Origin of the sequence: Bacillus sp. AFS002410 (genome assembly GCF_002556365.1) — a bacterium.
Lineage (GTDB): Bacteria > Bacillota > Bacilli > Bacillales > Bacillaceae_G > Gottfriedia.
In genome coordinates, this window is sequence record NZ_NUEU01000016.1 from 58,534 (window position 1) to 84,404 (window position 25,871).

Annotated in this window: 18 protein-coding genes; 8 read left to right on the plus strand and 10 right to left on the minus strand. The window is 32.3% G+C overall.

Annotated features, from left to right (window positions below; genetic code table 11):
• Positions 1-37 precede the first annotated feature (37 nt).
• Positions 38-733: a helix-turn-helix transcriptional regulator gene (locus tag CN692_RS11605; protein WP_098119322.1), complete on the minus strand. Its 696-nt coding sequence runs from the start codon at positions 731-733 to the stop codon at positions 38-40.
• 565 nt (positions 734-1,298) lie between these two features.
• Between CN692_RS11605 and CN692_RS11610 the strand changes: the two genes are divergently transcribed.
• The 4 genes from CN692_RS11610 to CN692_RS11625 all read left to right on the plus strand — a co-directional run bounded on the left by CN692_RS11610 (position 1,299) and on the right by CN692_RS11625 (position 3,982).
• On the plus strand, positions 1,299-2,201 hold the full coding sequence (locus CN692_RS11610; protein ID WP_098119323.1) for a LysR family transcriptional regulator: 903 nt from the start codon (positions 1,299-1,301) through the stop codon (positions 2,199-2,201).
• 287 nt (positions 2,202-2,488) lie between these two features.
• Complete coding sequence (locus CN692_RS11615) at positions 2,489-2,752, plus strand: CD3324 family protein (RefSeq protein WP_098119324.1); 264 nt, start codon at positions 2,489-2,491, stop codon at positions 2,750-2,752.
• 148 nt (positions 2,753-2,900) lie between these two features.
• Positions 2,901-3,536 (plus strand): FusB/FusC family EF-G-binding protein, encoded by a 636-nt coding sequence (locus tag CN692_RS11620; RefSeq protein ID WP_098119325.1) that lies wholly within the window; start codon positions 2,901-2,903, stop codon positions 3,534-3,536.
• A 188-nt stretch (positions 3,537-3,724) separates the two neighbouring features.
• Positions 3,725-3,982, plus strand: a complete 258-nt coding sequence (locus CN692_RS11625; protein ID WP_098119326.1) for a hypothetical protein — start codon at positions 3,725-3,727, stop codon at positions 3,980-3,982.
• Between the two features lie 642 nt (positions 3,983-4,624).
• Here the strand turns inward: CN692_RS11625 and CN692_RS11635 are convergent.
• Both CN692_RS11635 and CN692_RS11640 read right to left on the minus strand, forming a co-directional pair.
• A complete protein-coding gene (locus tag CN692_RS11635; RefSeq protein ID WP_179865491.1) occupies positions 4,625-5,200 on the minus strand; it encodes a Uma2 family endonuclease in 576 nt (191 codons plus the stop codon).
• Positions 5,201-5,516: 316 nt separating this feature from the next.
• On the minus strand, positions 5,517-6,263 hold the full coding sequence (locus CN692_RS11640; RefSeq protein WP_098119329.1) for a TerC family protein: 747 nt from the start codon (positions 6,261-6,263) through the stop codon (positions 5,517-5,519).
• A gap of 185 nt (positions 6,264-6,448) precedes the next feature.
• On the opposite strand from CN692_RS11640, the gene CN692_RS11645 reads away from it, so the two are divergent.
• Positions 6,449-7,360: a bifunctional helix-turn-helix transcriptional regulator/GNAT family N-acetyltransferase gene (locus CN692_RS11645; RefSeq protein ID WP_098119330.1), complete on the plus strand. Its 912-nt coding sequence runs from the start codon at positions 6,449-6,451 to the stop codon at positions 7,358-7,360.
• A 191-nt stretch (positions 7,361-7,551) separates the two neighbouring features.
• Here the strand turns inward: CN692_RS11645 and CN692_RS11650 are convergent, their stop codons facing one another.
• The 4 genes from CN692_RS11650 to CN692_RS11665 form a co-directional block, all read right to left on the minus strand.
• On the minus strand, positions 7,552-8,940 hold the full coding sequence (locus CN692_RS11650; RefSeq protein WP_098119331.1) for a hypothetical protein: 1,389 nt from the start codon (positions 8,938-8,940) through the stop codon (positions 7,552-7,554).
• Between the two features lie 111 nt (positions 8,941-9,051).
• Entirely contained in the window at positions 9,052-9,801 is a 750-nt protein-coding gene (locus CN692_RS11655; protein WP_098119332.1) for a class I SAM-dependent methyltransferase, read from the minus strand.
• 25 nt (positions 9,802-9,826) lie between these two features.
• Entirely contained in the window at positions 9,827-11,539 is a 1,713-nt protein-coding gene (locus CN692_RS11660; RefSeq protein ID WP_098119333.1) for an ABC transporter ATP-binding protein, read from the minus strand.
• A gap of 589 nt (positions 11,540-12,128) precedes the next feature.
• A complete protein-coding gene (locus CN692_RS11665; RefSeq protein WP_098119334.1) occupies positions 12,129-13,439 on the minus strand; it encodes a helix-turn-helix transcriptional regulator in 1,311 nt (436 codons plus the stop codon).
• A gap of 615 nt (positions 13,440-14,054) precedes the next feature.
• Here CN692_RS11665 and CN692_RS11670 point away from each other — a divergent pair.
• Positions 14,055-15,299 carry a helix-turn-helix domain-containing protein gene (locus CN692_RS11670; RefSeq protein ID WP_098119335.1) on the plus strand — a complete coding sequence of 415 codons (1,245 nt, stop codon included), beginning with the start codon at positions 14,055-14,057 and terminating at the stop codon, positions 15,297-15,299.
• A gap of 111 nt (positions 15,300-15,410) precedes the next feature.
• Here the strand turns inward: CN692_RS11670 and CN692_RS11675 are convergent, their stop codons facing one another.
• The 3 genes from CN692_RS11675 to CN692_RS11685 form a co-directional block, all read right to left on the minus strand.
• Entirely contained in the window at positions 15,411-15,947 is a 537-nt protein-coding gene (locus tag CN692_RS11675; RefSeq protein WP_098119336.1) for a hypothetical protein, read from the minus strand.
• Positions 15,948-15,998: 51 nt separating this feature from the next.
• Complete coding sequence (locus tag CN692_RS11680) at positions 15,999-16,709, minus strand: hypothetical protein (RefSeq protein ID WP_098119337.1); 711 nt, start codon at positions 16,707-16,709, stop codon at positions 15,999-16,001.
• A 148-nt stretch (positions 16,710-16,857) separates the two neighbouring features.
• A complete protein-coding gene (locus tag CN692_RS11685) occupies positions 16,858-21,000 on the minus strand; it encodes a S8 family serine peptidase (protein ID WP_098119338.1) in 4,143 nt (1,380 codons plus the stop codon).
• Positions 21,001-21,474: 474 nt separating this feature from the next.
• Between CN692_RS11685 and CN692_RS11690 the strand changes: the two genes are divergently transcribed.
• Together CN692_RS11690 and CN692_RS11695 are read left to right on the plus strand one after the other, a co-directional pair.
• Positions 21,475-22,026, plus strand: coding sequence for a signal peptidase I (locus CN692_RS11690; protein WP_179874423.1), 552 nt, complete (start codon positions 21,475-21,477; stop codon positions 22,024-22,026).
• Positions 22,027-22,613: 587 nt separating this feature from the next.
• Entirely contained in the window at positions 22,614-25,640 is a 3,027-nt protein-coding gene (locus tag CN692_RS11695) for an efflux RND transporter permease subunit (RefSeq protein WP_098119340.1), read from the plus strand.
• The last annotated feature ends 231 nt before the right edge of the window (positions 25,641-25,871 follow it).

Below are 25,871 nucleotides of genomic sequence, written 5' to 3' on the forward strand. Positions count from 1 at the left end.
TAATGTTGTCTACGTGTTTAATAGAGTGCTATTTTAGTTAATTTACTTCCTGCTTAATAGAGATCCAATTATTCTTTATCACTTTAATTACTGCATTTAAACGATCTTGAACATCTAATTTCATTAAGATATTAGCAACGTGATTTTTAACAGTCTTATTCGAAATAAATAATTCTTTTCCAATTTGGATATTAGAAAATCCTTTTACTAAAAGGTGCAATATTTCGAATTCTCTATTTGTAAGTAATTCTTTAATATATTTGTCATCAGGTGGCATAAAATGGATAGAATTCTCTTTAAGGAATCTATATTCTTTTATTAATTCATTTGTAAAACGATTGTCTACCATGAATTGTCCACCTTGAACTTGCTTAACAGTATTTACTAAATACGCTTCGTCAACGTCCGTTAAACAAATCCCCTTCACTCCTACGTTTAGTAAACGATCTATTTCGTAAAAGTCTAAAGTATTTTTTATCGTTATTATTTTAGTAGAATCATCATGTAACATAATTCTTTTCGCTTCTTTTACCATTTCTTCGCCTGAAACCTGCGTTATAAGAACTGAATTACTAACTTCTTGAATTAGTACATTTTCTTCTATATTAAATTTAATTGCGTTTATTTGATTGAATTCTAATATAGTACGAATACCCGCCACGAAAAGCGAATTTTCAACAAAAATAACAGTATTATTATTTATCGGATGATTAGTTACTAATTTTGCTAACACTACTACCACCTCCGAATACCTAATTTTTTTATAGTAACATTAGTTATTGTACATATTTGAATTGATTTAATAAATTTAATATTTTTGAAATTAAAGTTAAGCTCTTCTTAAACAAAGAATTATTACATTCACTAAATTATGATTAAGTATTACTTACAACATTAAAATCTTAAATAAATAGATAAAATTAGGGTTTCAAAAACTTATAGTTTTATATTATGATGAATATATACCGAAATTTATTTATTACTATAATTTTCTCCGAGAAAAAATCACTTTATAACGTCTAAACCTCTTACTATTCATGAAGCAATTAATACAATAAAAATTTAAGAATTATTTTAATAATACAAATTTAACTTTTCACAAGATTTTCCAGAGAAAAAAGTGTATCATTAAACTGTTTTCTTATTGTTAAGTGTTCCTTCATAATGTCCGCAAGATAATTTTATAACCTCTCTAAAATTATTGAAATAAAATTTTTACCAACGATGTCCACTGTCTTTAAGTTTTAATGGTCTTAGGTTATTACGTTATTAGAATTTTATACAATTAGGAGCTTACTATGAATTTTGAACAATTAGAGTATATTGTTTATGTAGCAAGTGAAAAATCGATCTCAAAGGCTGCCGAAAAATTATTTATTTCTACGTCAGCCATTAGCCAATCTATTTCACAACTGGAAAGGGAATTAAATATAACAATATTTAATCGTTCAAGAATAGGAACTACTCCAACACCTGAAGGTAATATTGTTATAACGAAGGCAATAAATATTTTATCGAATATTAAGCAGTTAAATGATGAACTTTGTAATTTAAATATAAAAAAAGAAAAACAATTAAAAATAATAGCAGCAACTGCATTTTTTGATATATTTCAAGAAGCAGTGACTAACTTCAATCTAGAAAATCCTCAAATCTCAATTGATGTAGAAGAAATGCTCCCAGAACAATTACTAAAGAATTTTAATCATGATCGTAATGATGTTGGCTTCTTACCGATCGATAAGGAAGAATTAAATAAATATCCAAAACTGGGAAAAAAGTTAATTAATAAAGCAAGAATTGGAATTGTAGTAGGAAAAAATTCTAATCTATACAATTATGAATATGTTACACCTGCAGATCTAAATAATGAGAAAATAGTAATCTTAAAAAATACAAAAAATAGCATTGTAAAAAAATTCTCAAAAAGCTTGTCTAATCATGCAATTTTGACTACGAACAATCCTAGATTACTGTTAAATGTCGTTAAAGAAAGCACTGCATTTTCATTTATCCATGAATTTACAGTAAAAAACTATCCTACATTTCGTACTGATGAACTAAAAGTAATCCCAATAACTTATACTGATGAATCAGATTACATATATCAGGATGTATGGGCCATTTTTTCTCAAGAAAATGGATTATCTAGTTCATCAAGAGAAATTATTAAACATATGTTATTTCAACTAAATAAATAATTTAAAGGAATAATAACAGTCCATATAGTGGAAGGTTTTATTCCTTTTTCAAATTATTCATATCAACAATGCAAACAAAATAAAATTCATTTATAATTACTTTTAGGAGGTGATCGATTATGACAAACACTGTTAATTTGTCAGATAAATCAGCATCCCATGCAAAGCCTAGTTTTAGAAAGGCGATACTTTGCATGGGTAGGTTTTAACTAATCGCCCAAGTAAGCAGTTCTAATTTGATGGCTTTGCACCTTATTTAACTAATAAGAATAAGGGGCTAATCAAAGATGGCATATATAAAAGCAACTGCTATTTTACCAGAGAAATTATTATCGGAAATACAAAAATACGTACAGGGAGAAACTCTTTATATTCCAAAATCTGAAAAGGTTCCAAAAAAATGGGGCTCGCGTTCAGGTACAAGAAAGCTAATTGACGATCGAAATAATGCAATCAAAAAATCATTTAAAAATGGTCAACCAATTGAACAATTAGCTAAAGAATATTTCCTCTCAATCGAAACAATCAAAAAAATTGTATATACTAAATAGATAAACTGACACTGACTAGCTATGGTCAGTGTTTTTTTATGGCTAATTTGTTTATTACCTAAACTCAGCATATATAAATCCATTAATTTGTTGTAAATTAATAGATGTTAAGTCTAACTTGAACTTTCCTAAATTAGGAGTGATATAAATGGAACCTTTTATTCGAACGGAACAATACAATTTTATTAAACAACAACTTCAAGTCCTTACAAATGGGCACGCATCAGTAAATGACAGAGCTGTTTTAAACGCTCTACACTCTCTAGTCAGCGATAAAGCGCTAGGTTTATTTACTGACCTTACAAAAGAGCAACAACAACTGTTCATACAAATTGACACAATTAAAAAATCCGAACAGGCAGAAGTATTATTAAGACAATTACTACCATATGTAATTCCTTTTAAAGAAGTATCAGAGCAATCCATAAAAAAATTATTTCCAAAAGCTAAAAAACTGAAACTTCCAATCCTAAAAAACTTCGATTTACTACAAACTACGTATATTGGATGGGACGATCTAGGATCAAATTCAAAATTCATTGTAACTTATTTAAATCACAAATTAATCGGTTTACAAGGTACTTTTAATCCTATTAATAAAAAAGGAAATTGTACGATTTGTAATAAATTTGAAGACTTAGGTTTATTTATGACAAAAACTAAAGGAAAAATTGAAGGTACTTTCACTCAAAGAGGAAATTATATTTGTAAAGATAGTCAAAAATGCAATCAAAATATTACTTCCTTAGATAAACTACATGATTTTATTACCATAGTTAAATAGGAATTATTAGTGCAAAAGAAAAATAAAACAATAACTAAATGGGCTGTCCAAAAGTCGGGATAACTGACAAATAGATAGCCCTTATTTAAATTAAAGATTCTGTGAAAAATTAAAAACTATTCATTCTTAACGGATAACATGTAAATACTAACTATGAAATTTACTAAACGAAATGGAGATTAAAAAGAATGAATGAAACGAATGAAATGATTGAAACGCTAAAAAGTCTACACAATGAAATAAGCGTTAAGCTTAGCAATACATTCAACTTTGCAGAAACCAATGACAATCATAACCAAAGTAAACATCATGACTATGCTGAATTATCTAAAGTTGCTAAAGAACACTTAGAACAAAATAATGAACACCAAATAGCTAGAACAATTTTAAAGCATTTAGAAGCATTACTTAGTGAGGTTGATCAAATAAAAAACGCTAACGTTTAAGTTCATATCATACATTGAGACATTAAATAGAATTATATTTAACATAAATTGCTCTCTACTAAAGTAGGTTGGGGGTATTTTAGCGATGTTTTTTATTTATAGTCGGTTTGTCATTGATGTTGAACAGATTTCGCAACTATTTTAGTCAGTTTTGAAAGAATTAGATCAAACAAATTAACTTTATAATGATAAGCAGCTACTGTTGAACAATTTTAGAAGATAGTACCCCTACCGGTATGAGTATTATCTTATCTAAAATGGAATCCCATGGAAATTAATTGCACTTTTACATAATTTAATTGCAGTTTTGATTATTTTAATTGCAGTTTTCCTATTTTTATTTGCAGATTTCATACGTTTATTTGCACGTTCTCCAGTTTTATTTGCACCCATTATAAATTACAACAGCATTCCTGGTCACATTATAGACAATTAGATTTAGGCTATTACCATTCTCACTCGATTCCCCTCTCAATAAAAGAATCCGCTGACCCTGGATAAGAATGGCCTTCCCCTGCTTGAATACTAGCTCGTGGTACTTCTTGAATTCTTGGTGGTTCAAAAGCAATATCAAAAATTCATTTTCTATTTCCTCTTTTCTAACAAAATAAAAAAGAGCACCCTTTAAGAGCACTCTTCTGCTTATTCTCCATATGAAAACGTTTCTTCTCCACTAATCTGTAAATCTTCAAACTGCTTTGAAGTAATCACATCTTCTCGACTATATACGTTCCATAGTCTGTATACGCTATTTTCTAAAGCATGTATTTCTATCGTTTCGTTGATCGGATCAACTATCCAATATTCACTTACACCATGCTTTTGATAGGTATTATATTTTTTTAATCTGTCATTTCTAGCAGTAGATGGCGATAATACTTCTACAATTAAATTCGGCGCACCCTTGCAACCATGTTGGTCAATTTGGCTTTTGTTAAAAATTATCGATAAGTCTGGTTCATATACATTATCTGCACGTTCATAATCCTTTAACTCTGAAAAGCGCACACAAAAAGGTGAAACAAATACTCTGCATTCTTTTCCTTTTAGGTATATACCGAATTCCGTTGTCAAAAATGAAACAATACCTTGATGTTTTGTCGTTGGGGCTGCCAGCAAAACAGGTTCCCCATCATAAATTTCATAACGACTTCCTTCTGGAGAAGAAAGATAATCTTGAAATGTGTAGCCTCTCTCTTCATTTCTATTGATTTCCATAAGCACACCCACCTTCATCATCTCCCTTCAATTTATCATAAAAGAGTGAGCCTAAGCCTACTCTTTATTCATACATACTCAAAATCAAAGATTGTTGGTTCTGTGATTTCTTTTAGATTGAATTTACCTAAGAAATCGAAATCATCAACTGACTTCACTCTCTCGATTCTTATTTACATATTCCTAAATTTAATTTGCATTTAAATTTGGAATCTACATCGACTTTTCTTCCCCCTACAATAAATACTTTCTTAAAGTAAAAAACAAATGCCCCTAAAAGTTATACTTTTGGGACATCGTCTTTCATTTATTTATTTTATTCTGCGTTTACGTCGGGTGTTTTCTTTTTAGAGAAAAACCATCCACCTAGAGCAATTAGAAGCATTCCTATCCAGAAGATTATATTCCAAATTGGGCCTTCAACAAAGTGATGTGAAATAATGTGTAGTGAAGGATGTGCTAGGGTATGCATTAGTAGTTTAACCCCTACCCAACCAACTAGAAGCATAGCAGCTGTTTCTAGACTTGGGCGTGTCGTAAGCAACTTTACAAATATACCTGCTGCGAATCGTATAACGATTAGTCCTGCTATTGCTCCAATGATAATGACGATAAATTTAGCGCCATCCATGCCGCCTATATTACTCATATTAGTATTAGGTAGGTCAATAACTAGGGCTACTGCTGCTAGTATTGAATCAATGGCAAATGCAATATCTGCTAATGATATTTGAGCGACTGTCATTGCAAAGCTTTTCCCTTTTTTCCCTTTATCATTGTCGTGCTTTTTCAATAAATGCTTTAATGCAATGAAAATTAAATAGGCTGCTCCGATCGCTTGAACCTGCCATACATCAAAAAGAAATGAAATAATGAAAATGGCACCGATTCTAAATATAAACGCTAAAAGTAAACCAATATTTATAGCTTTCTTTTGTTGTTGTTCGGGTAAATGCTTAGCCATAACGGCTAGCACTAATGCATTGTCGGCCGATAATAAGCCCTCTAATAAAATTAATATCAGTAATACCCATCCATACTCTAGTAAAAGAGATAGTTCCATACGTTCCCCCTATTTTAATTTACTTTTAACCTCTTTTTAATTATATTCTCATTTTCGTATTTTCTTTATCCAAATTTTTGAATATTCTAGTACAATTTTATTGTTTGTCATTCTAATTAGTTGACTGAGTCAACTATCATAGTTATAATAAATCTAAAATTTCAGAATATTAGGAGTGGTAATAGATGAATTATATTGAAAAAATACGGAAGTTTAACAGACATTATGCAAATGTATTAGGGAAAATTGATCAAGAAATTTACAATCATCCATTTCCGTTAACTGAAGCTAGAATCATTACTGAAATTAATGAAAACAGAGGATGTACCGCTTCCGATATTATCGGGAAACTAGGTATTGACCGTGGCTACTTAAGTCGAATAACTCAACGATTTGAAGATGAGAACATTATCGAAAAAATTCAATCACCTGAAGATAAGCGTCAATATTCTCTTCATCTAACTAATAAAGGGAAGGACATCTACAGTAAATTAGTTGAGGACGCGAACATCGGGGTTGAAAAAATGATTCAAAGCTTTTCTCATGATCAAATAAAGGAATTAGTGAAATCAATGGAAACAATTGAATCAATTATCTCATTAAACAATTCAAATAACGCTGAAGTATCAGTTCGACCATTTATTCCCGGAGATGTTGGGTATGTCGCTTATATACATGGAAGAATTTATAGTACAACCTACCAATTTGGACGAGTATTTGAATATTATGTAATGAAAGGTTTAAGTGAATTTCTAATGAACTCCAAGGGCGGTGAACTTTGGGTTGCAGAGGTGAATGGTGAAATCGTTGGATCAATCGCTATTACGAAGGCAAATGAGTCCGTTGCTCAACTTAGATGGTTTGTATTAGATGAAAGGTTCCAAGGCCTAGGAATTGGTAAAAAATTAATCGAGACGGCACTAAACTTTTGTAAAGAAAATCAATATGAGCATGTCTTTTTATGGACGGTTAGTACTTTAGGGGCAGCTAGATATCTTTATAAAAAATATGGTTTTACTTTAACTGAAGAAAAACCTAATTTCGAGTGGATTGGATCGGAGTTAATTGAAGAAAGATGGGATTTGGCCCTTTCATAAATAAAGAAAACTCGCCGATTGGTGAGCCTTTAGGCGATGAAAGAGGGGTAGTTGCACTTATACTTAATTCCTAAAATTGGAAACTACGTCGTTTTTTCTTCTCCGCTGCCAATTTATACTTTCTTAATGTGCACAATAAAAAGAAGGTCTTGATATTTAATTAATTATCTTGACCTTCTTTATCCATTTTATTATTTTAATTTACCTAGTTCATCAATAAATGCTGGTTTTTTAACGTATTTTTGTTTCATGTTACTAATTATATTAGAGGCGTATTCGCCACCAAAAATTTTATTAAATTGTACGATCGTTTTACAAACCTGTTTATACATTTTTCGGTCGGCTGCTTGTTCTGCTTCTACTTCAATGGCTCTTTCAAATAAGACCCTTGTTTCTTCTAAATACTCTTCAACTAAATGAGGGTATAGCTGTTTTACCGATGAAATATACATTCTACAATATTGTAGTAACTTCTTACTCATCTTTTCCTCAATTAGGATCTCTACATAGATAGTAGGAATATATCTTTGCTTTTCCAATTCAGCTAAAATTCCTTCTAAAATGCCTGGCCATTCATCTGGTTGATATAGCATTTTTAACTTTGAATAATACTCAAATTTGTTATTATAAATAAATTCTAAAAGTAACTCAGATTGTTTCATTTTATTTCCAAGATTTTCGTAAGCAACTAATTGAAATTGTTTCCATTTCTTAACTAGTCCACGCAATTCTTGATCTTCAATAATGCCATCCTCACAAAGTCTTAATACCTCTGAATAATTGTCTGATTGAATTAAATGCTCAATAGCTATTTCTCTAAATTTACTTAACTTTACATTTTTATAAACGAACTGCATTGCTTGATCTATTCCATCAAATCGTTCAATAATTTGATATTGAAGTAACTTAATATTCTCTTTATCGTTTTTTACACTCCATGAACTACCTTCTAATTCACTTAACAGTTTTTCAAATAGATTTTCCAATTTATTTCTTACTTTTTTAATGCTACAAAAATGGATGCAGCACTCTAACAAGCTAAATCTCCACTCATTCCAATCATCATAACGTGCATGCTTGGCCTCTTTTAATATCTTCTCAAAAAAAGCCACTTGCTCGCTTTCATCTAAATGACTTACAAAATAAGCTACTTCATCGATAATATCTAAACTATTAGATATTACGGGACTAATGTAGCCCCCAGAGTCATCACTATAATTCAACATTTTTATTACTTCTGGAAGAATAATTAAGCTTAATGAAATGGCTACATCAGATTCCTCTTCTAATAGCATTTGCCTCGCTTTATCTAACGTCATATATACACCTTGAAGTGCATAGTTTAATTTATTCCATGGAATAAACCCGCGATATTTAGCTTGATTGATATATTCCTTAATTATTTTTTTGCTACCCGCTATTACATCTTCATTCGTTGAGTACTTATATAATAAACCTTGCTCTATATCTTCATTTTCTTCTGCTAAATCTAGAATAATTGTAATTAATTCCTGTTTATTTAGATCAGAAAGTATTTGTTGTAAATCTTTTTCTTTATTATTAGTAGTTTGATTGCTCATGGCTATCTCCTAATTTTAGTGGCTTCCTCTTAAGTTTAAACTTAATACTTATTATGACAAAATGTATGACAAAGAGGCAACGCAAAAATATACGTTACCCCTTTGTTAGATTTACACATGCCCTAAATAACTTTTAGTAATATAAGGATAAACGATTTTACCATTTAAACTATATTTATTAAATAAATTGGCTAGTGCACTTCTATATGTCTCATATTCTTTTTCCCCACGCAACGGAGAAAAGGAAGATGACATGTTCCTACCTAAAAACCCTTCTAAATCCATTTCAAGATCATTTTTATAAACTTTTATTTCAAAAATACCATCTTTAAAAAATTGCTCATAAACATCCGGAGTATCTTCTATTCCACCACTAAAGCCGTTAAACTTAGGACAAGTTTCATTGCAAATCTCCTGCAATTCAATCATTATTGGGCTTGATAAGTCTTTGCTATTCCAAACTAGAGAGACTTTTGAACCCTCTTTTAAAATGCGTTTGCATTCTAATTTGAATTTTTCTTTATCAAACCAGTGAAAAGCTTGTGCTACCGTTATTAAATCAACACTATTATTTTTTAATGAAGTATTTTCAGCTGTTGCATTAATTGACTTATATTTTTCGTATTTATTCAGAGCCATCTCTGCGTTTCTCCGCATATCATCATTCGGTTCAATTGCTATAACATATAACTTTTTTTCAAGTAAAAGTTTAGTTAAAATACCTGTCCCTGAACCAATATCTGCAATGACACTACTCTCACTTAATTGATTTCCAGAGAGTAAATTTTCGATATATTCTTTCGGATAACTTGGACGATGTTTTGAGTATAAATCTGCTTTACCAGTAAAATTTTCAATCAATACAAAACACCTTCTTTAAAAAATGTTAAATTTGATGAGCATGAAGCTTAGCAAAAATTCCATCTTCCTGTGATAGTAGTTCTTTATGAGTACCATCTTCAGCAATACCTTCTTCTGTTATGACTAAAATTCGATCTGCTTTTTTAATTGTGCCTAATCGATGAGCGATTACTAGCGTTGTACGGTCTTTTGATAAATCATTCAATGCTTCTTGGATAATTGCTTCTGTCTCTGTATCTAACGCTGATGTTGCTTCATCTAATATTAGGATTGGCGGATTTTTCAAAAACATCCTAGCGATTGCTAAGCGCTGCTTTTGTCCTCCTGAAAGCTTTAATCCTCTCTCACCAATTTGAGTTTCATAACCGTCTGGCAATGAAGCGATTAAATCTGTTAGGTGAGCTTTTCTTGCTGCTTCTTCAATCTCCTCATTAGATGCATTTAGCTTACCGTAAGCAATATTTTCTTTTAATGTACCAGTAAATAAAAAGACATCTTGCTGAACGATTCCTATATTTTTTCGTAATGATTCTTTCGTCATATTTCGAAGATCGATTCCATCAATTGTGATAGCACCATTTAAAACATCATAAAATCTTGGAATTAATGAACAAATTGTTGTTTTCCCTGCACCTGAAGGACCTACGAAAGCGATTGTATTGCCGGCCTCAATTGAAAAGGATAAATCATTTAAAATTGTACGTTTGTTTTCATAACCAAAAGTAACATTTTTGAACTTAATATCTCCTCTTAGATTAACGACTTCAATTGCATCTTTTGTATTTCCAATATCTGGCGCATTATCAATTAATTCCGTAAATCGTTTAAAGCCTGCCATACCTTTTGGATATAGTTCAAGTAAAGCACTAATCTTATCAATTGGTTTAAATAAAACATTTAAATATAAAATAAACGCTACTAATTCTCCATAAGATAAAATTTTCGTAAAACTTAACCATGCTCCAAAAACTAAAATAACAAGTGTCATTAATCGAGTAGATACATAGATTCCTAGTAAATTCATGCTCATTACTTTATAAGCTTTTAATTTTGTTTTGCGGAAGTATTGATTATTTTTATTAAATCGTTTCATTTCATATTGTTCATTTGTAAATGATTGAACGACTCTTACACCTGAAACACTATCTTCAACTTGCGAGTTTACATTCGCAATATTCCCATACATTTTACTCCATGAATTATTCATTTTCATGTTTGAGTATGAGATTAACCAAACTAAAAATGGCACGATAATGATGGCTACTAATGCAAGCTTCACATTAATTGTTAGCATGATCCAAAATGCACCGATGAAGGTCATAATCGCAATAAATAAATCCTCTGGACCATGGTGTGCTAATTCTCCAATATCCATTAAATCATTTGTAATACGGCTCATTATATGACCAGTCTTTGTATTGTCAAAGAAACGGAATGATTGACGTTGAACGTGATTAAATAACTCACGACGCATATCAGTCTCAATATTAATACCAAGTTTGTGGCCCCAATAATTCACAACAAATTGCATACCAGAACTTACTAAATAAAGTACTAAAAGTCCGATACTGATCGAGATAATTTTACTCCAGTTCCCTTCCGGCAGCAGTTTATCAATAAACCAAGACACTGCTAAAGGAAATCCAAGCTCCATTAACCCTACTAATATTGCACAGAAAAAGTCTATATAAAATAACTTTTTGTGCGGGCGATAATAACTAAAAAAACGTTTAATCAAAATACGGCACCTCTATTCTATTGATTAATCTAGTTCGTTAGATGTTAATACCTTACCATATGTGTTTTAAGTGTGCTATCATTTCAGAATTTTCCAACACAAGTTTAGTAAGAGACCCAAAACAAGATTTACAAGGAAGAAATACATTTTTGGTGAACTTAATTTATGTTTTAGAGACTGCTATTAATATAGATAATTTTATTCATTCGCATAAATGGAATTCTATTTTTATTTATAAGAAAAAGTAGACATAAAAAAACTACTCGTTTAAGAGTAGTCATTACTTGTCCACATTCAAGATCTACTTAATGTATATTACTTTGAACTAGGAATCATATTTCATCAATTAAAACCAACATTTATGTAAGTTAAAATAGTGATTTTACTAGAAGAGGCTATTCTACAATATTGAGGTTTCGTAGAAATTGAGAAATCCTTATCGATTTAATGATTGGATTTTCTAAAAAGAAGAAATATCAGAAGAAGAGAAAACAATGATCAGCACTATTTAAGAACTGAAAAAAAGCTAAATAAAGTATTTCATTCTATTAAGGCTAAACTAGTTCAGTTCAACTTGTCTTTTTTTCTATTAAAAATTTAGTTTATTCTCCGTTGATATTAAATTCAAGTTTTCAAGCTCCAAAGGACTTTCAAGATTATGAAGTAATTTCTTAAGAAACTGATTGGATATTTTTAGATAATGGTAGGCAGTAGTGATCTCATTTTTTTCTTCATAATATGCTATTATCATATCGAAGTATTTCATCCCATTGCTTAATACTACATTCTGTTCTCCCCTTGGAGGCACATGCTTTATTAAATATTTAACAAGCTGCTTTTTATTTTTAGTGGCTTCTAGATACAATATTTTAAGCTTAATATAATTTGATGATTTATGGTCTTGAAAGTAATCCAATTCTGGTTTTAATAGTTCTACAGCCTTTTCATGTTGGTTATATTGGATAAGCATCTCTGCGATCGTTGAGATAGTCAAATAATAGGAATGTGTATATTTCTGTTTAAATTGAAGTGATTGAGAGAAATATTCAAGTGCTGTTTCAACATTCCCCTGTCTTTGATGCAAATAGCCTAAATTATGCAGAGCCATTGCTTTCATAATTATATCCTGTAGTAAATCGGCATCACTTAAAATTAAACCTAGCATTTGTTCCGCTCTATTAAATTCACCAATGTAAATTAAATTAACAGCCATTATGATTTTGATATGCATAATACGTAAGATGTTGTTTTTATCTTGAAAAACTGCTAATGCTTTATTTGCATAATCAATGGATAAAGAATACTGAAACATATGACCATGTGTTGTCGCTCGATAGTAATAATAATCAGTAATTTTTTCACTATATTGTTCTGCTTCTTCTTCCAGTTTGTTTAGAATATTGAGCGCTTGTGCGTATTTTTGTGTTCGGCCATAATAAATAGCTTGGAGAAACTTCCATACAAATAGCTCATATGAAGAATACTTTGGTACATCCTTTTTCATTTTCAACGACTCTTCCTCAAATTCCGAAAATCGATCCAAGTATAATAAATAACGAAGCATATATAATTCATACAAATAGATGATCTCTAAACATTGGACAAATTCTTTATGCTCCATTAGCTCGTCATATAATGTTGCTGCTTTTTCTTTATGAAGACGTTCCATGGCATCATAAAACAAATCAAGTTTCTGCTTTAAAAGTTGAGTTTTTTTAGTTTCTTCCTCAATTGAGATTTCCAATCTCTCGCATAGCTTTTGCAACGTTTTTATATTCGCTTCTTTGGAATTGTTTTCGATTTTACTCAAGTGAGTAGCAGAACAAATTCCATGGCAAAGTTGTTCCTGAGTCATATGTTGCTTCTTACGATGATAATAAATGATTTTCCCGATAGACATAAAGCAACTCCCCCTATTTAATCCCAATACAATCTAATAACATTATATATGTCATAATCTATATCAACATATATGATGTTTTATTTTTCAACCAAGGCATTTTATTTGAATTCAATATTCTATTTGTTTAATGCTTATAGATCGATTAAAGAAAAAAAGAAAAATTCTAACTAAACTCTAACCACTTTTCAATGGTTAGAGCTTTATTTTTAATTTTTTTTTAATAAAAAAAGTATGATAATCTTCCTTTTTTCAAAAAATTTCCCAAGTTAGAAAACATACAATTTTTAATTATTAGTGCTAGTTTATTTTGAAATAAAAACGTATAAAGTAAGAAAATTCTACTCTAATTTACAATATCTTTCCCAATTAACAGAATTTTCCCACTTGTATATAATGAAATAACTCAGGAGAACATCGAATAGCTAGTGGGACATAATAATTTTAGAATGATTACCTACTACAGTCTTCGTTTAGACAATCCAAAAAGCAATAATATCATTTGGGCATTCTGCACAAAGAAATAAAATTCCAGTCTTCCAATAGTTGAACCTGATTAAATTAAAAGAAAAATTTGGTAAATTACCTAGTATTTAGATAGGGGGGACAAAAAAAGTGCTTGAAGGAAAAATTATAAAATTTTACAGGGAAAATAAAGGGATGACTCAAAGTGAATTAGGAGTGGGCATCTGTTCTAACACTCATTTAAGCAAAATTGAACGGGGCTTAACAGAAGTTTCGAAAGATTTAATAGAATTATTGTCTAATCGCTTAGAGCTCGATTTAAAAGCAGAAATAGAATCATATGCTCAATCGGAGCTACTATTAAAATCATGGCATGAAGCAATTATTTTACGATTTGATTCAAAAGCAAAGCTTCTAAAAGAACAATTGGAGGAGATTCCTCTTTTACATATTCCGAAGCTTTACCATCAATACTTACTTATACTTTCTAGATACTATTTATCTTTTGGTGAAGCAGATAAAGCCATTCCAATTATAGCAGAAATAGAAAATCAACTTGATGATTCTCCATATAATACAAATATGTTACTTCATATTAAAGGAATCTTAGAATTACATAAAGGAAACTACAATAATGCCATTGCTATTTTAAAAAGGTTTGACTTGTCCCACTATTATAATCCAGAATTTTATTATCATTTGGCTGTTGCATATCATTCCATCAATTCTAAAACACTGGCTTATTATTACGCGAATAAGGCACTACAATTTTTTACCGAGGCTCGCAGTTTTTCTAGAATAATTGATTCAGAGATGCTAATGCTTATACAAGTAGAACAAGATGACTTTTATAATCCTGAAAGTATCTTAAGCTATAAAAGATTAATCGAAATGGCTGATAATTACAGTTTAGAGCATCAAAGGTCGATGATCACTCATAATTATGCATACTATCTACTTCGACATGGCTATTTTAAAGATGCTAGTGAATTATTTAAGAATGCATTAGAGGGTCGAAATCCTCTCTCGGAAAATTATATCGGGTCATTGGAAGGTTATTTAAATGCACTAAGCCAGCATGGAGAATCACCACGAGAAACACTCTATGAACTTGCTAAAAATGGTCTAAAACTTGCAAAAAAGAAGAAAGATACACTTTTCATTCATTTCTTCCGCATGCATTTGTATAAACTTCAACATCGAAAAGAAAAATATTTCCACTACCTAGAGGCGAAAGTATATCCTTATTTAACCGAAACCGGATTGTCTTTATTGACAGAGCATTATCAAGTACAACTTTTTGATCATTACATGAAAAAAGGGGATATTGAAAAGGCAAATAAATTTGCTACGCCACTGGTTGACAAGCATAGGAGAGTGAATATGTTCGTTTAATTAATATAAGGTCAGGAGATTGATACTTCTGACCTTATTATTTTTATCTGGCTCAAAGTTCCAAAACCATTATAGGACACTGGTGTAAAAGATAAACTTCGAAATGAGTCTTCATGATTGTACCGAGTTCTTTTTGTCTACTTGATTATTTTCTTTAGGATCCACTTTTTTATCATTCATTGATTTAGGTGAAATGTTTGTCTTATCCTGAGGACTTTCACTGTTATTTTCCATTCCTGAGAGCTTGTTTTGATCGAGAGGGACGCTTATCATTTCATCAATATAATGATTTAAACCTAATAGATGATAATGATGTTCCTTCTCCTCACAGGAAACTTTTTGTTTCATCGTTTTATTAAAGGTTTCCCCTGGATGCAATAATAGGGATTGATCTACTAGTTTAATAGGAATCTTTATGCCTGAAATATTTTTAATAGAGATTTTTTGGGAAATCTCACATTTGCTTTGATAGATCACATCACCAGTGGAAATAGAAAGTAAGTCTTTAGTTGTAGCGTTGGTTATATCTCCATTTGCTCGAACCTCGTCCGTAAACCAAGCATATGTATTCAATTTACCAACAAATAGAAATAGGCAATAGATTAAAATAATGGAGTAAAAAACTAGCATGCACTTCTTTATTCGCATATAACCTACTCCTATCAGAAAAGCAGTCGATTAACCGACTGCCCAACAACATTATTCACCTTCATACTTAGAACCTTCATCTACTTGCTTCGCTTGAACTTTTAAATCAGCTGAATATTTTACTCCTTGATAGTCATTATTTGCGGTTTCATCTAATTTAATGGCAAACATCATATCAATATACTCATCCGATTTCAATCTCCAAAATCCTTGGTTCACACCATTTCCAAGCTGCCAATTTTTATTGGATACAGCTGTATAACCTGCTACGCCTTCTTCTCCTACTATACCTGTAACCGCACTTACACCTGGTGCAATTTCGGATTCGTTACTAAATGTTTGAGATTCTACTACATTAGTCGTTCCATCAAATAATTTATCAAGCTTGATTTTCGCCGCTTTTTGAACATCACCTGTTGGCTTTTGCTTATATTTTATCGCAATATACCCAACTTTATATTTTTTAATATTAATGTCCTTGTCCAATTTCTGATTTAAGGTAGCTTTAATATCTGTTGCTAGCGTTCCTGTATTATCGACCGTCATCCACTCCCCATACTTTAATTGGGATGGAGCAAAATCAACGCCATCAATAACTTTTTCTGTGATATTTTGTCCATTATTTAGTTGTAATGTTCCGTTAACAATCTGACCAGCAGCATTTGTCTCTGAAGTAAACCAGGAATACGTTCCAAATCCAACAGATACAACTAGTGCTCCTACTAGTGTCGTGCCTAATAATGCTCTTTTCACTTTTTTCATAAGTTTCTTCTCCCATGTAAGTCACATTTTTTTGTTAAGGTCACTAATCTTGATTGTTGGCCGAGGTCCGATTTGCCTTTACCTACAAAAATATTATGTAAAGACAAATCCCTCCGCCTTTTCCTAGATTAAAAACCCTTCTAGCTTTCTATTTTTTATTTGGCTCAAGACTTAAAGTGCGTAAAATATCTTCTAATCCTTTTTTGCCAAGCTTTTCTTGTGTCTTTGCATTTTTCTTTGCATTTTCTCCTATTTTCAAGAAGTTCGTTTCAATAAAACGAATATCTTTTTCATCTACTATGCCGTCCTGGTTGATGTCTTCTTTGTCATGTTTTTTACCGTAATATGCTGCAACTTGAACTAGGTCATTAATATCAATCACTTCATCCCCGTTTACATCGCCAGCAGGAAACTGATCTGTGTACGTTCGCTTGCTTACTCCTACTAGTTCTCCATCGACTTCTTTACTTAACTTAACAGTTGTCTTACTAGTTAAATGCCCAGGAACTTCTACATAAATATCATAATCTTTCGTTGAAACTGGAATTCCATGAATCTCATATTGTCCGGATCTATCAATCGTTCCTACATATTCTTGTCCACTTCCTGCTTTTGCATAAACTTTAGCATGGATTTTGGTTGTGTCATTTGAACTCAATGCTTCTGGCTTAACAAACCCACGTACCATAGAATGCTTTGGGATGATTGAGAACTGCTCATCTGTGAATCCCGGTATCGTTGTTTCCTTCGTTTCTCCAACTTTCGTATACATAAATTTATTTACATTCATGGCTGCAACTCCATCATAGCTTTCATCATTAATGACTTTAAATGTCACATCAAGGAATGGAGTATCACCATCAAAGCCTTTAAAATCTTTTTGATCAAAGGATGCACCAACATTTACTGTTTTCGTCCATAAATCATCTTTAATTGTCGGTACATCTAGAGAAACATTTAGTTTGTTGTCAGTTGCATATTTTTCAAAAGCTTTGTTTAGCACCACATCTTTAAATTCATATAAATTTTTCGCATATTCAACCCCATATTTTCCGTAAACAAGCTTTTTCACATTATTGATACTCAATGTCATCGTAATCGTATCACCTAGTTTGACTTTCTTCTTATTGTAGCTTGGTAATACATACTCTGTTCCTTCTTTGACAAATGTATAATTATAGCCAAAAAGATTCGCTGCTGATGCTAGATCAAATGGGAATAGTTTTAGATTTACAGGTGTTTCAACCTCTTCCGGTAATAACCCAAATTTGAAATCCCCGTTAGGTTGAAGAGGCAGGATTCCTGATGGCCATGCCGAATTTTGATAATAATAGAGCGAATTTGCAGTTTGATCATAGTTAAGACCTTTAGACTTTAATAGATCAATCGTAGAGTCATATACATTACCATGTGCCCATAAAGCATGGAAGCCATCTTCATCCGTGTACATTGACTGATCCACTTCGTAGAAACCTGGTTTATAGTCCTTGAAGGTTAATTCCGGTGGCTTATTATCCACAATAATCACTTCATCATTCACATATGTTTTTCCATCATTATCTTTAGCAATCATTTCAAATGTATAATCACCGTCAGGCAAACTAATAGGTTTATTAGCTATAGGATTCGCTGGGTCATTGGTAAATGGATAAACGGATCCTGTAAAAGCCCATAAAATATATCTTTCTGAATCTGGTACAATTTTATCGGCATTATATAGTGAACCAAGGAAGCCAACAGGCTGACCCGTTTTTCCGTCCTTGATGATAATATCGATTGTTTTCATCGGGCTCTTCAATTTAAATATTGCATTTACGAATGGATTTAAGTACGGATGAAATTTCGTTGTATCCGTTGCAACTGCCTGTCTATCTAATTCAGCATAGTCAATCCCTTTATCTGTGTAGCGAATCGAAAATGGTATCTGATAGTTTTCAGTTCCATCCTTTTCATTTACAAAATGGATATATCCTTCATATCTTCCTGGTTCAGCGTTAATCGGAACATGGATGGATGGTTGAATTTCTTTTGATTGGCCAGCGGTTACCGTGATAGATGATGGAGCCGTCATCTTCACACCATTTTTCACTGCATCCTTCACATTTCCTTTTGCTGGCGAATATTCCACTTCCACTTTAAATTCTTTTGCTTCTTTCGTATCTCTGTTTTGAATCACTACTTTTCTGCCTTCATCTATATCCTTATCTTTTTGATAATGGCTGCCTAACGCCATTGATCCTGTCTCTTCATCAATTACAACGATTTGGTTTCCATCCTTATTTTCTGTTTTATCAATTACTTTAATGGATGTATTAGCGTGAACCGCCTCGTACGTATCAACACGACCTGCCCCTACTTCATTTACTGAATACTTTTCTTTTAACTCATCCGCTGTATTCATCAAAGCTTCTTTCACTTCAAATGGTGTATATTCTGGATGCACTTGTAAAATTAAAGCTGCTGAACCAGCAACATGAGGGGACGCCATTGAAGTTCCTGACATACGGGTGTAGGCGATATCGTAATTTTCACCATCTCCAGGGTCATTCATATATTCTGGATAGGTTGAAAAAACCGCCACTCCAGGTGCAACAACGTCAGGCTTAATATCATAGTTCTTCTCAACTGGTCCACGAGAGCTAAAGTCTGCTAAATGATCTCCCTCTGTATGCACGCTGCTCATTTCTTCAAATGTAAAGGAGCCACCGTCCAGTGATTTTAAACGTTCTCCTTCTGCTTTTGTAAGTTGGAAGGTTGGAACATAACTAGTGCTTTCTCCCAAATAAGTTGGAATCTCTCCATCTACATTGTTGTATACAATGATTGCCTTAGCTCCCGCGTTCTTAGCATTACGAATCTTTTCATCAAACGCGATATCTCCGCGTTGGATTAGAGCCAATTTACCCTTTAAGTCTTTTCCTGCAAAGTCACTACTTTTTCCTAACCCCACATAAATAACTGGGAAAGATTTTCCTTTTAAATCATCTAACTTGTCTGTAAAGTTCTTTCCTAGTAATTTCATTTCATTAAACTTTTCATTTCCCACACTCGCTGAATATGTAGCAATCGTTTGTGAATAATCACTTGCGCCAACTGTTATGGCAAATGCAGATGTACCTGGCGAGCCAACTGTTTTTTCACCCTGCCCCGAATTTCCGGCTGCAACCACAGAAACTACTCCAGAAAGCATTGCATTATTAATAGCTACTGAAGTTGGAGAAAGGGCATCATTAATACCTTCACCAAGAGATAAATTGATTACGTCCATTCCATCTTTTACCGCTTTATCAATTCCCGCAATAACTGCATCTGTAGTACCTCCTCCATAAGGTCCTAGCACACGATACACATAAAGATCAGCTTCTGGTGCGACTCCTTCCACTGCATGGTCAACATTATTTTTCTTTTCTCCAGCAATAGTTCCCGAAACGTGCGTCCCATGCGAAGTATAATAAGGTGCGCCAGAATTAGGGTCTATTTCAGGATACTTTGTTTTTTTCCAATCTTCATAGGTTGTTTCCATTGGATCATTGTCGTTGTCAACAAAGTCATATCCGCCTTTATATGCATCTTTTAAATCAGGATGATGATAGTCGACTCCAGTATCAATTACCCCTACTTTAATGCCTTTCCCTGTAATTTGTTCTTTATGGAGCTTGTCCACGCCAATTTGGCTATTGCTATCTTCAGATCCTGACATTGCTGTTGTCTTTAATTCTTGCTGGTCTTTCGGGAGATCCAATTTAATCTCCTTATTGTTCCATACTCGTTTAACAACACCTGATTGCACCAATGATTCAATCATATTACCCGGCATTGTTACCGCTACTCCATTAAAGGCATTTTTATATTCTCTAGTAATCTTTGATTCGTTTAAATTTTGACTAAATGTAGTTTTTGAACCTTTAAGTTGATTAAATTCTTTTTTAAATTGTTGATGAGATTCCTCTACTTTATTCTTTGCAGAGGATAGTACCATTCTTTTTCCTGAAGCCATTTGTTTCATCATTTCCACTTGTGCTGGTTCTTGCTTGAATTCCACAATGACATTTACCATTTCAGGACTGTTAACTTTGATATCTGGCGCGATAACAAATTCTGTTCCTACTTCAATCTCTTTAAGTGCCTTTCTTTGTTCAACGCTTAAGTTGTTCAGTATTTCTTCGGCATTCGTAACCTTTGCCTTTTCCTGAGCCCTCGCCAACACATTAAATGGAACACCCGAAGCTGCTACTAAACTAACGGTTAATGCAGATCCTAACAAAACACGGCCAAATTTCCCTTTCTTCATTCCCTTTCTCCTCCTCCTTTATTTCCCTTTTTATTAGTGAACTAAGAAGCAATAATTTTTCTAGATGTCTTTATTCGATTACTTAGATTTGTTTTCTAAATTGGACGAATATTCACTCTATTCACATTGTAAATAGGCCACTATTTTTCGTAAATCGTGGTTTATCGGATCATCATAAAGCGGGCCAATTTCCCTGAATATTTATAGGATAAATTTCTCATTTTTGTTTTCTTTTGATGCTATTCATGGAAAAAACAACTTTATACCTATAGTCTATTTTCCTATTAAAAAATAATAAAAAATGAAAAAGCAATAGTAATTACCCCAAAAAAGGCTAATATCGTTAATTTTTGAAAGTAAGAAAACCGTTTGGCAATATTCTGCAGTTTTAAAAAAAATAGCAAAAGCTTATAATGGGGTGAAATACGAGGGATTATAAGAATATTCTGATATCAAATGAAAGTTGGGGAACTCATGATTAAAACTGTATCGAAAAGCATTTCTATTATTTTTCTCATCATTATTTTACTCGTCATAGTATTTTTGCTATACTTCACATTTCAATCAAAAAAACATTCGGAGAAAATGCCCTCCATTTTTGGAGTCAGCCCATTAACCGTGTTAACTAACAGTATGCACCCATACATTAAAGCTGGTGACTTAGTCATTATTAAAAAGGCAAAGCCAGCAGATGTAAAAGTAAATGATGTGATTACTTTTAGAGATTCACCATCAAAATTTTTTACCCATCGTGTCGCCTCCATTAAACAAAATAAAGGAAAGATTGGATTTGTGACAAAAGGGGACAATAACAATACAGCAGATATCAATGTTGTCACCTCTAAGAATCTCGTTGGTAAACTAGTATTGATAGTTCCCAAAGCTGGATATTTCGCAAAATTTGTTAGTGGTCCAGTTGGATTTATTCTATTAATACTAATACCTGCCACGGGATACATTTGTTTAGAGGTTTTTGAAAGACTTTCTAAGCCAAAAAAACAATCGTCTGATATTCTCAAGAGCTAGTTGGGTTTTATTTAAATCTACAATTGAATCGATCGTCTAAAAAAGTAATAATAAAAGCTGCCATTTTAGTGGCAGCTTTTTAATAGCTTTCTATTTTTCCTTATTATCCAACTAATCTTATTAATTTTGAGATTTTCTCCTCATATTTCTCCCGTACGGCAAATATTTCATTTTAACATTTTTTCACCTGTTCATTATATTCACCATTGATAGCTAGTAGCTTTGCTTAATAATTCCGTTTAACTTTTATCAATGATGGCTCTTTTTCGTTAATCGTTCAACTATAATCTCGGGGACTCTTTATACTATCCATTCGCTTGGTTAGTTAGGAACATCAACGAAATTGATAAAACTGAGTTTTAAAATCATCTACATAAATCATCAAACAAGTATAAAAGACAAATTGTCTCATATTTTAGTAAGGTATGTACTTGTTCATTTACCTCTTTTATCTTCTGTATTGTCGAATTATGCTTTTATTTTTTTTGTAAATTCTAAATAAAATGTATTTAATTTTCAAGTTTAGTATGTTACGATTCAACTTGTGTGTTACTGGATATTTTTACCATAAAAGGGGGAAAAGTTTGATGTCTTGGTTTACAAAATGGGCCTTTAATAATAAAGCCGCCATTACCTTTCTATCCGTTCTCATCTTGTTAATTGGGGTGCTCAGCTATAATAAGCTTCCAATGGAATTTCTACCTGCTGCAGACCAACCAATCGTCTCAGTCATTGTTATGGGCCAAGGTACTGATTCAAAAACAATGGAGGATCAAGTAACAACTCCAATCGAAAATGCTGTCTCTGGTGTAAAAGGTAAAAGTCATATTTATTCAAGTACAAGTAATGGTTTTTCAAAAGTCGATGTCTATTATGAATCCGGAACAAATATGAAGGACGCTAAGCAAGAAGTCCAAGAATCTTTAAGTAATCTCACACTACCTCAAAATGTTAGTAAACCTACAATCGTTCAATTAAACACTTCAATGATTCCAATCGCAGATGTTGCAATCACGTTCGAGGACGGCTTAAGTCCGAATAATATTGATTTCGCAAACAAAAAAGTTATTCCATATTTTAAAGACATTAAAGGTGTAGCAGACGTTCAAACTTACGGAACGGAAAAATCTTTTGTTTCTGTAAAAGTTGATAATGCGAAGCTCGCACAAAATAAAATATCACTAGAAACAATCATGGGGATCATTCGTGGCCAAAATTCTTCCGTATCAGTTGGCGAAGGAATCATAAATGATAAAACTAGTAATATAAAAGTTGTTGGGAATTTAGATAATATCGATAAAGTAAAAAATCTTATGGTCTCAGAAAATGTTAAATTAGCTGATATCGCAACAGTTGAAGTGCAAAAGCCTTCAAACAATCTAACAAGAATCAATGGAAAAGACGGATTATTATTAATCGTAACGAAGGATAGTAATTCCAATGCAGTGAGTATTACAAAGGATATTAGAGATGCTACTAAACACTTAAACAAAAAATATAAAAATATGAATTCAGATGTCATGGTCGCAACATCAGATATGGTTAAGGCTTCTGTACATGCAATGATTAAAGAGGTTTTACTTGGTGCTTTATTTGCTACAATTGTGATCATGCTATTCTTAAGAAATGTGCGCTCGACGCTAATCACAATTGTTTCAATTCCTTTATCGCTATGTTTAACATTATTTTTACTTGCTCAATCAGGGATTACACTGAATGTTTTAACGCTCGGTGGAGTAGCCGTTGCAGTAGGTCGATTAGTTGATGATAGTATCGTAGTAATCGAGAATATTTTTAGAAAAACTCAATCAGAAAAATTTTCAGTTCAAATGATTATTGATGCAACAAAAGAAGTTGGTAGTGCAATTACAGCCTCTACTTTAACGACTGTTGCGGTATTTTTACCAATCGGAGTCATTAGCACTGGTCTTAAAGACTTCATGCTTCCATTTGCTTTAACAATTACTTACTCTTTATTAGCATCATTATTTGTAGCACTAACTGTCGTACCATTACTAAGTGCATTCTTCCTTAAAAAGGCTAAATTAAAAGCTCACAACCCATCAGTGCGTTACAAAAAAATTCTTACTTGGTCATTAAATCATAAATGGGTCATTGTAGTTGTTTCATTTTTATTATTTGTCGGCTCAATCGGTACTTACTTCGCAATGCCAAAAGGTGCGACCGATAATTCATCTTCAGACTTTGTTCAAACAACTTTAACGTATCCTAGTGATACCCCAGTTGAAAAAGTAAAAGAAAACACTCTTAAATTAGAAAATTACATTTTAAATCAAAAAGGCATAAAAGGTGTGTATACTCAATTGGGAAGTACGGCTGATGCTGCGAAATATGGAGATGTTCGCTCTTCTACGCAAGCAATCTTTTTAATTACACTTGACGATAAAAAGCTTACTGACAAGATTGTAAAACAAATCAATACACAAAAATCTAACTATGCCGATGCCGAATTAAATACGATGGCATCTAGTTTATTTGGCGGTGCACAAACTCAAATTACAATTGATATTATCGGTAATAATTTAAATAACTTAGAAGCCACTGCTAGCAATATTAAAGATAAAATAAAAAATATTGATGGAATTAAAAAAGTAACAACAAATGAAGAAGATAAAAAGACTGTTTATTCATTAGAGGTTAATCCTTCAAAAGGTAATGCAGAGCAGTTATCACAACAGTTATTTGTTATGTTGAATCGAACTCCACTTGGCTCAGTTACAATCGATCAGCAACCGACTGTTGTTTATCTTGAACCAATTTTGAATCCTAAAACCCCAGAGGATCTTAAATCAATCCCAATAATGACGAAAACAGGGATGGTTCCAGTATCATCAATTGCCGCATTAAAGGTAGATGAAAAGCCTACTAATCTATATCATAAAGACGGTGATCCGTATTTAAGTATTACAGCCGAAGTAAAACCTGATAAACTTTCAAAAATTAATGCAGATTTAAATAAAGTTATATTCGGAGACAAAAAATCAAAAGGAATGAAACTCGCTGATGGTGTAAATGTATATATTGGTGGTGCACTTGCACAGCAATCACAAGATTTCTCAGATTTATATATGATCATGCTCGTTTCAATTGGATTAGTATTCCTAATCATGATTATCACATTTAAAACATTCCGTGCACCAATTGCGATCCTATGTTCTTTACCTTTAGCTGCAATTGGAGCTGTACTTGGATTAATCATTAGTCGCATATCTGTTGAACCAACTGCCTTATTAGGGGCACTGATGTTAATCGGAATTGTCGTAACAAACGCAATCGTATTACTAGACCGCGTAAAACAAAAAGAAAAACAAATGATACTTCGTGAAGCAATTGTTGACGCTGCCGTCACACGAATTCGACCAATCCTAATGACTGCAGTCGCTACGATATGCGCAATGCTTCCACTATTATTCAAAAAAGCTGAAACCGGCAGCCTCGTATCTCAAAGCCTTGCAGTAGTAGTAATTGGCGGATTAACTGTTTCAACATTATTAACATTAATTGTAATCCCAGTTATATACGAGTTACTTTACTTTAGAAAATCTAAAAAACAACGCAATCAAAAGGATACAAATAAACCAGTTAGTTTATAAATAAAATTGGGAAGTCTCGTTATCATTTGAGACTTCCCTTTTTATCTGGACATAGGAATGAAAAACACGAACAGTATTTGAACAATATTGATAAAGTTGTGAACTTGGTTGATATATTGGTAGAACTCGTTGATATATTGGCGAGACCCGTTGATATATCATCAAAACTCGTTGATATATTACTAACATCCGTTGATAAATCAACACAACCCATTCATATCGTTATAAGTA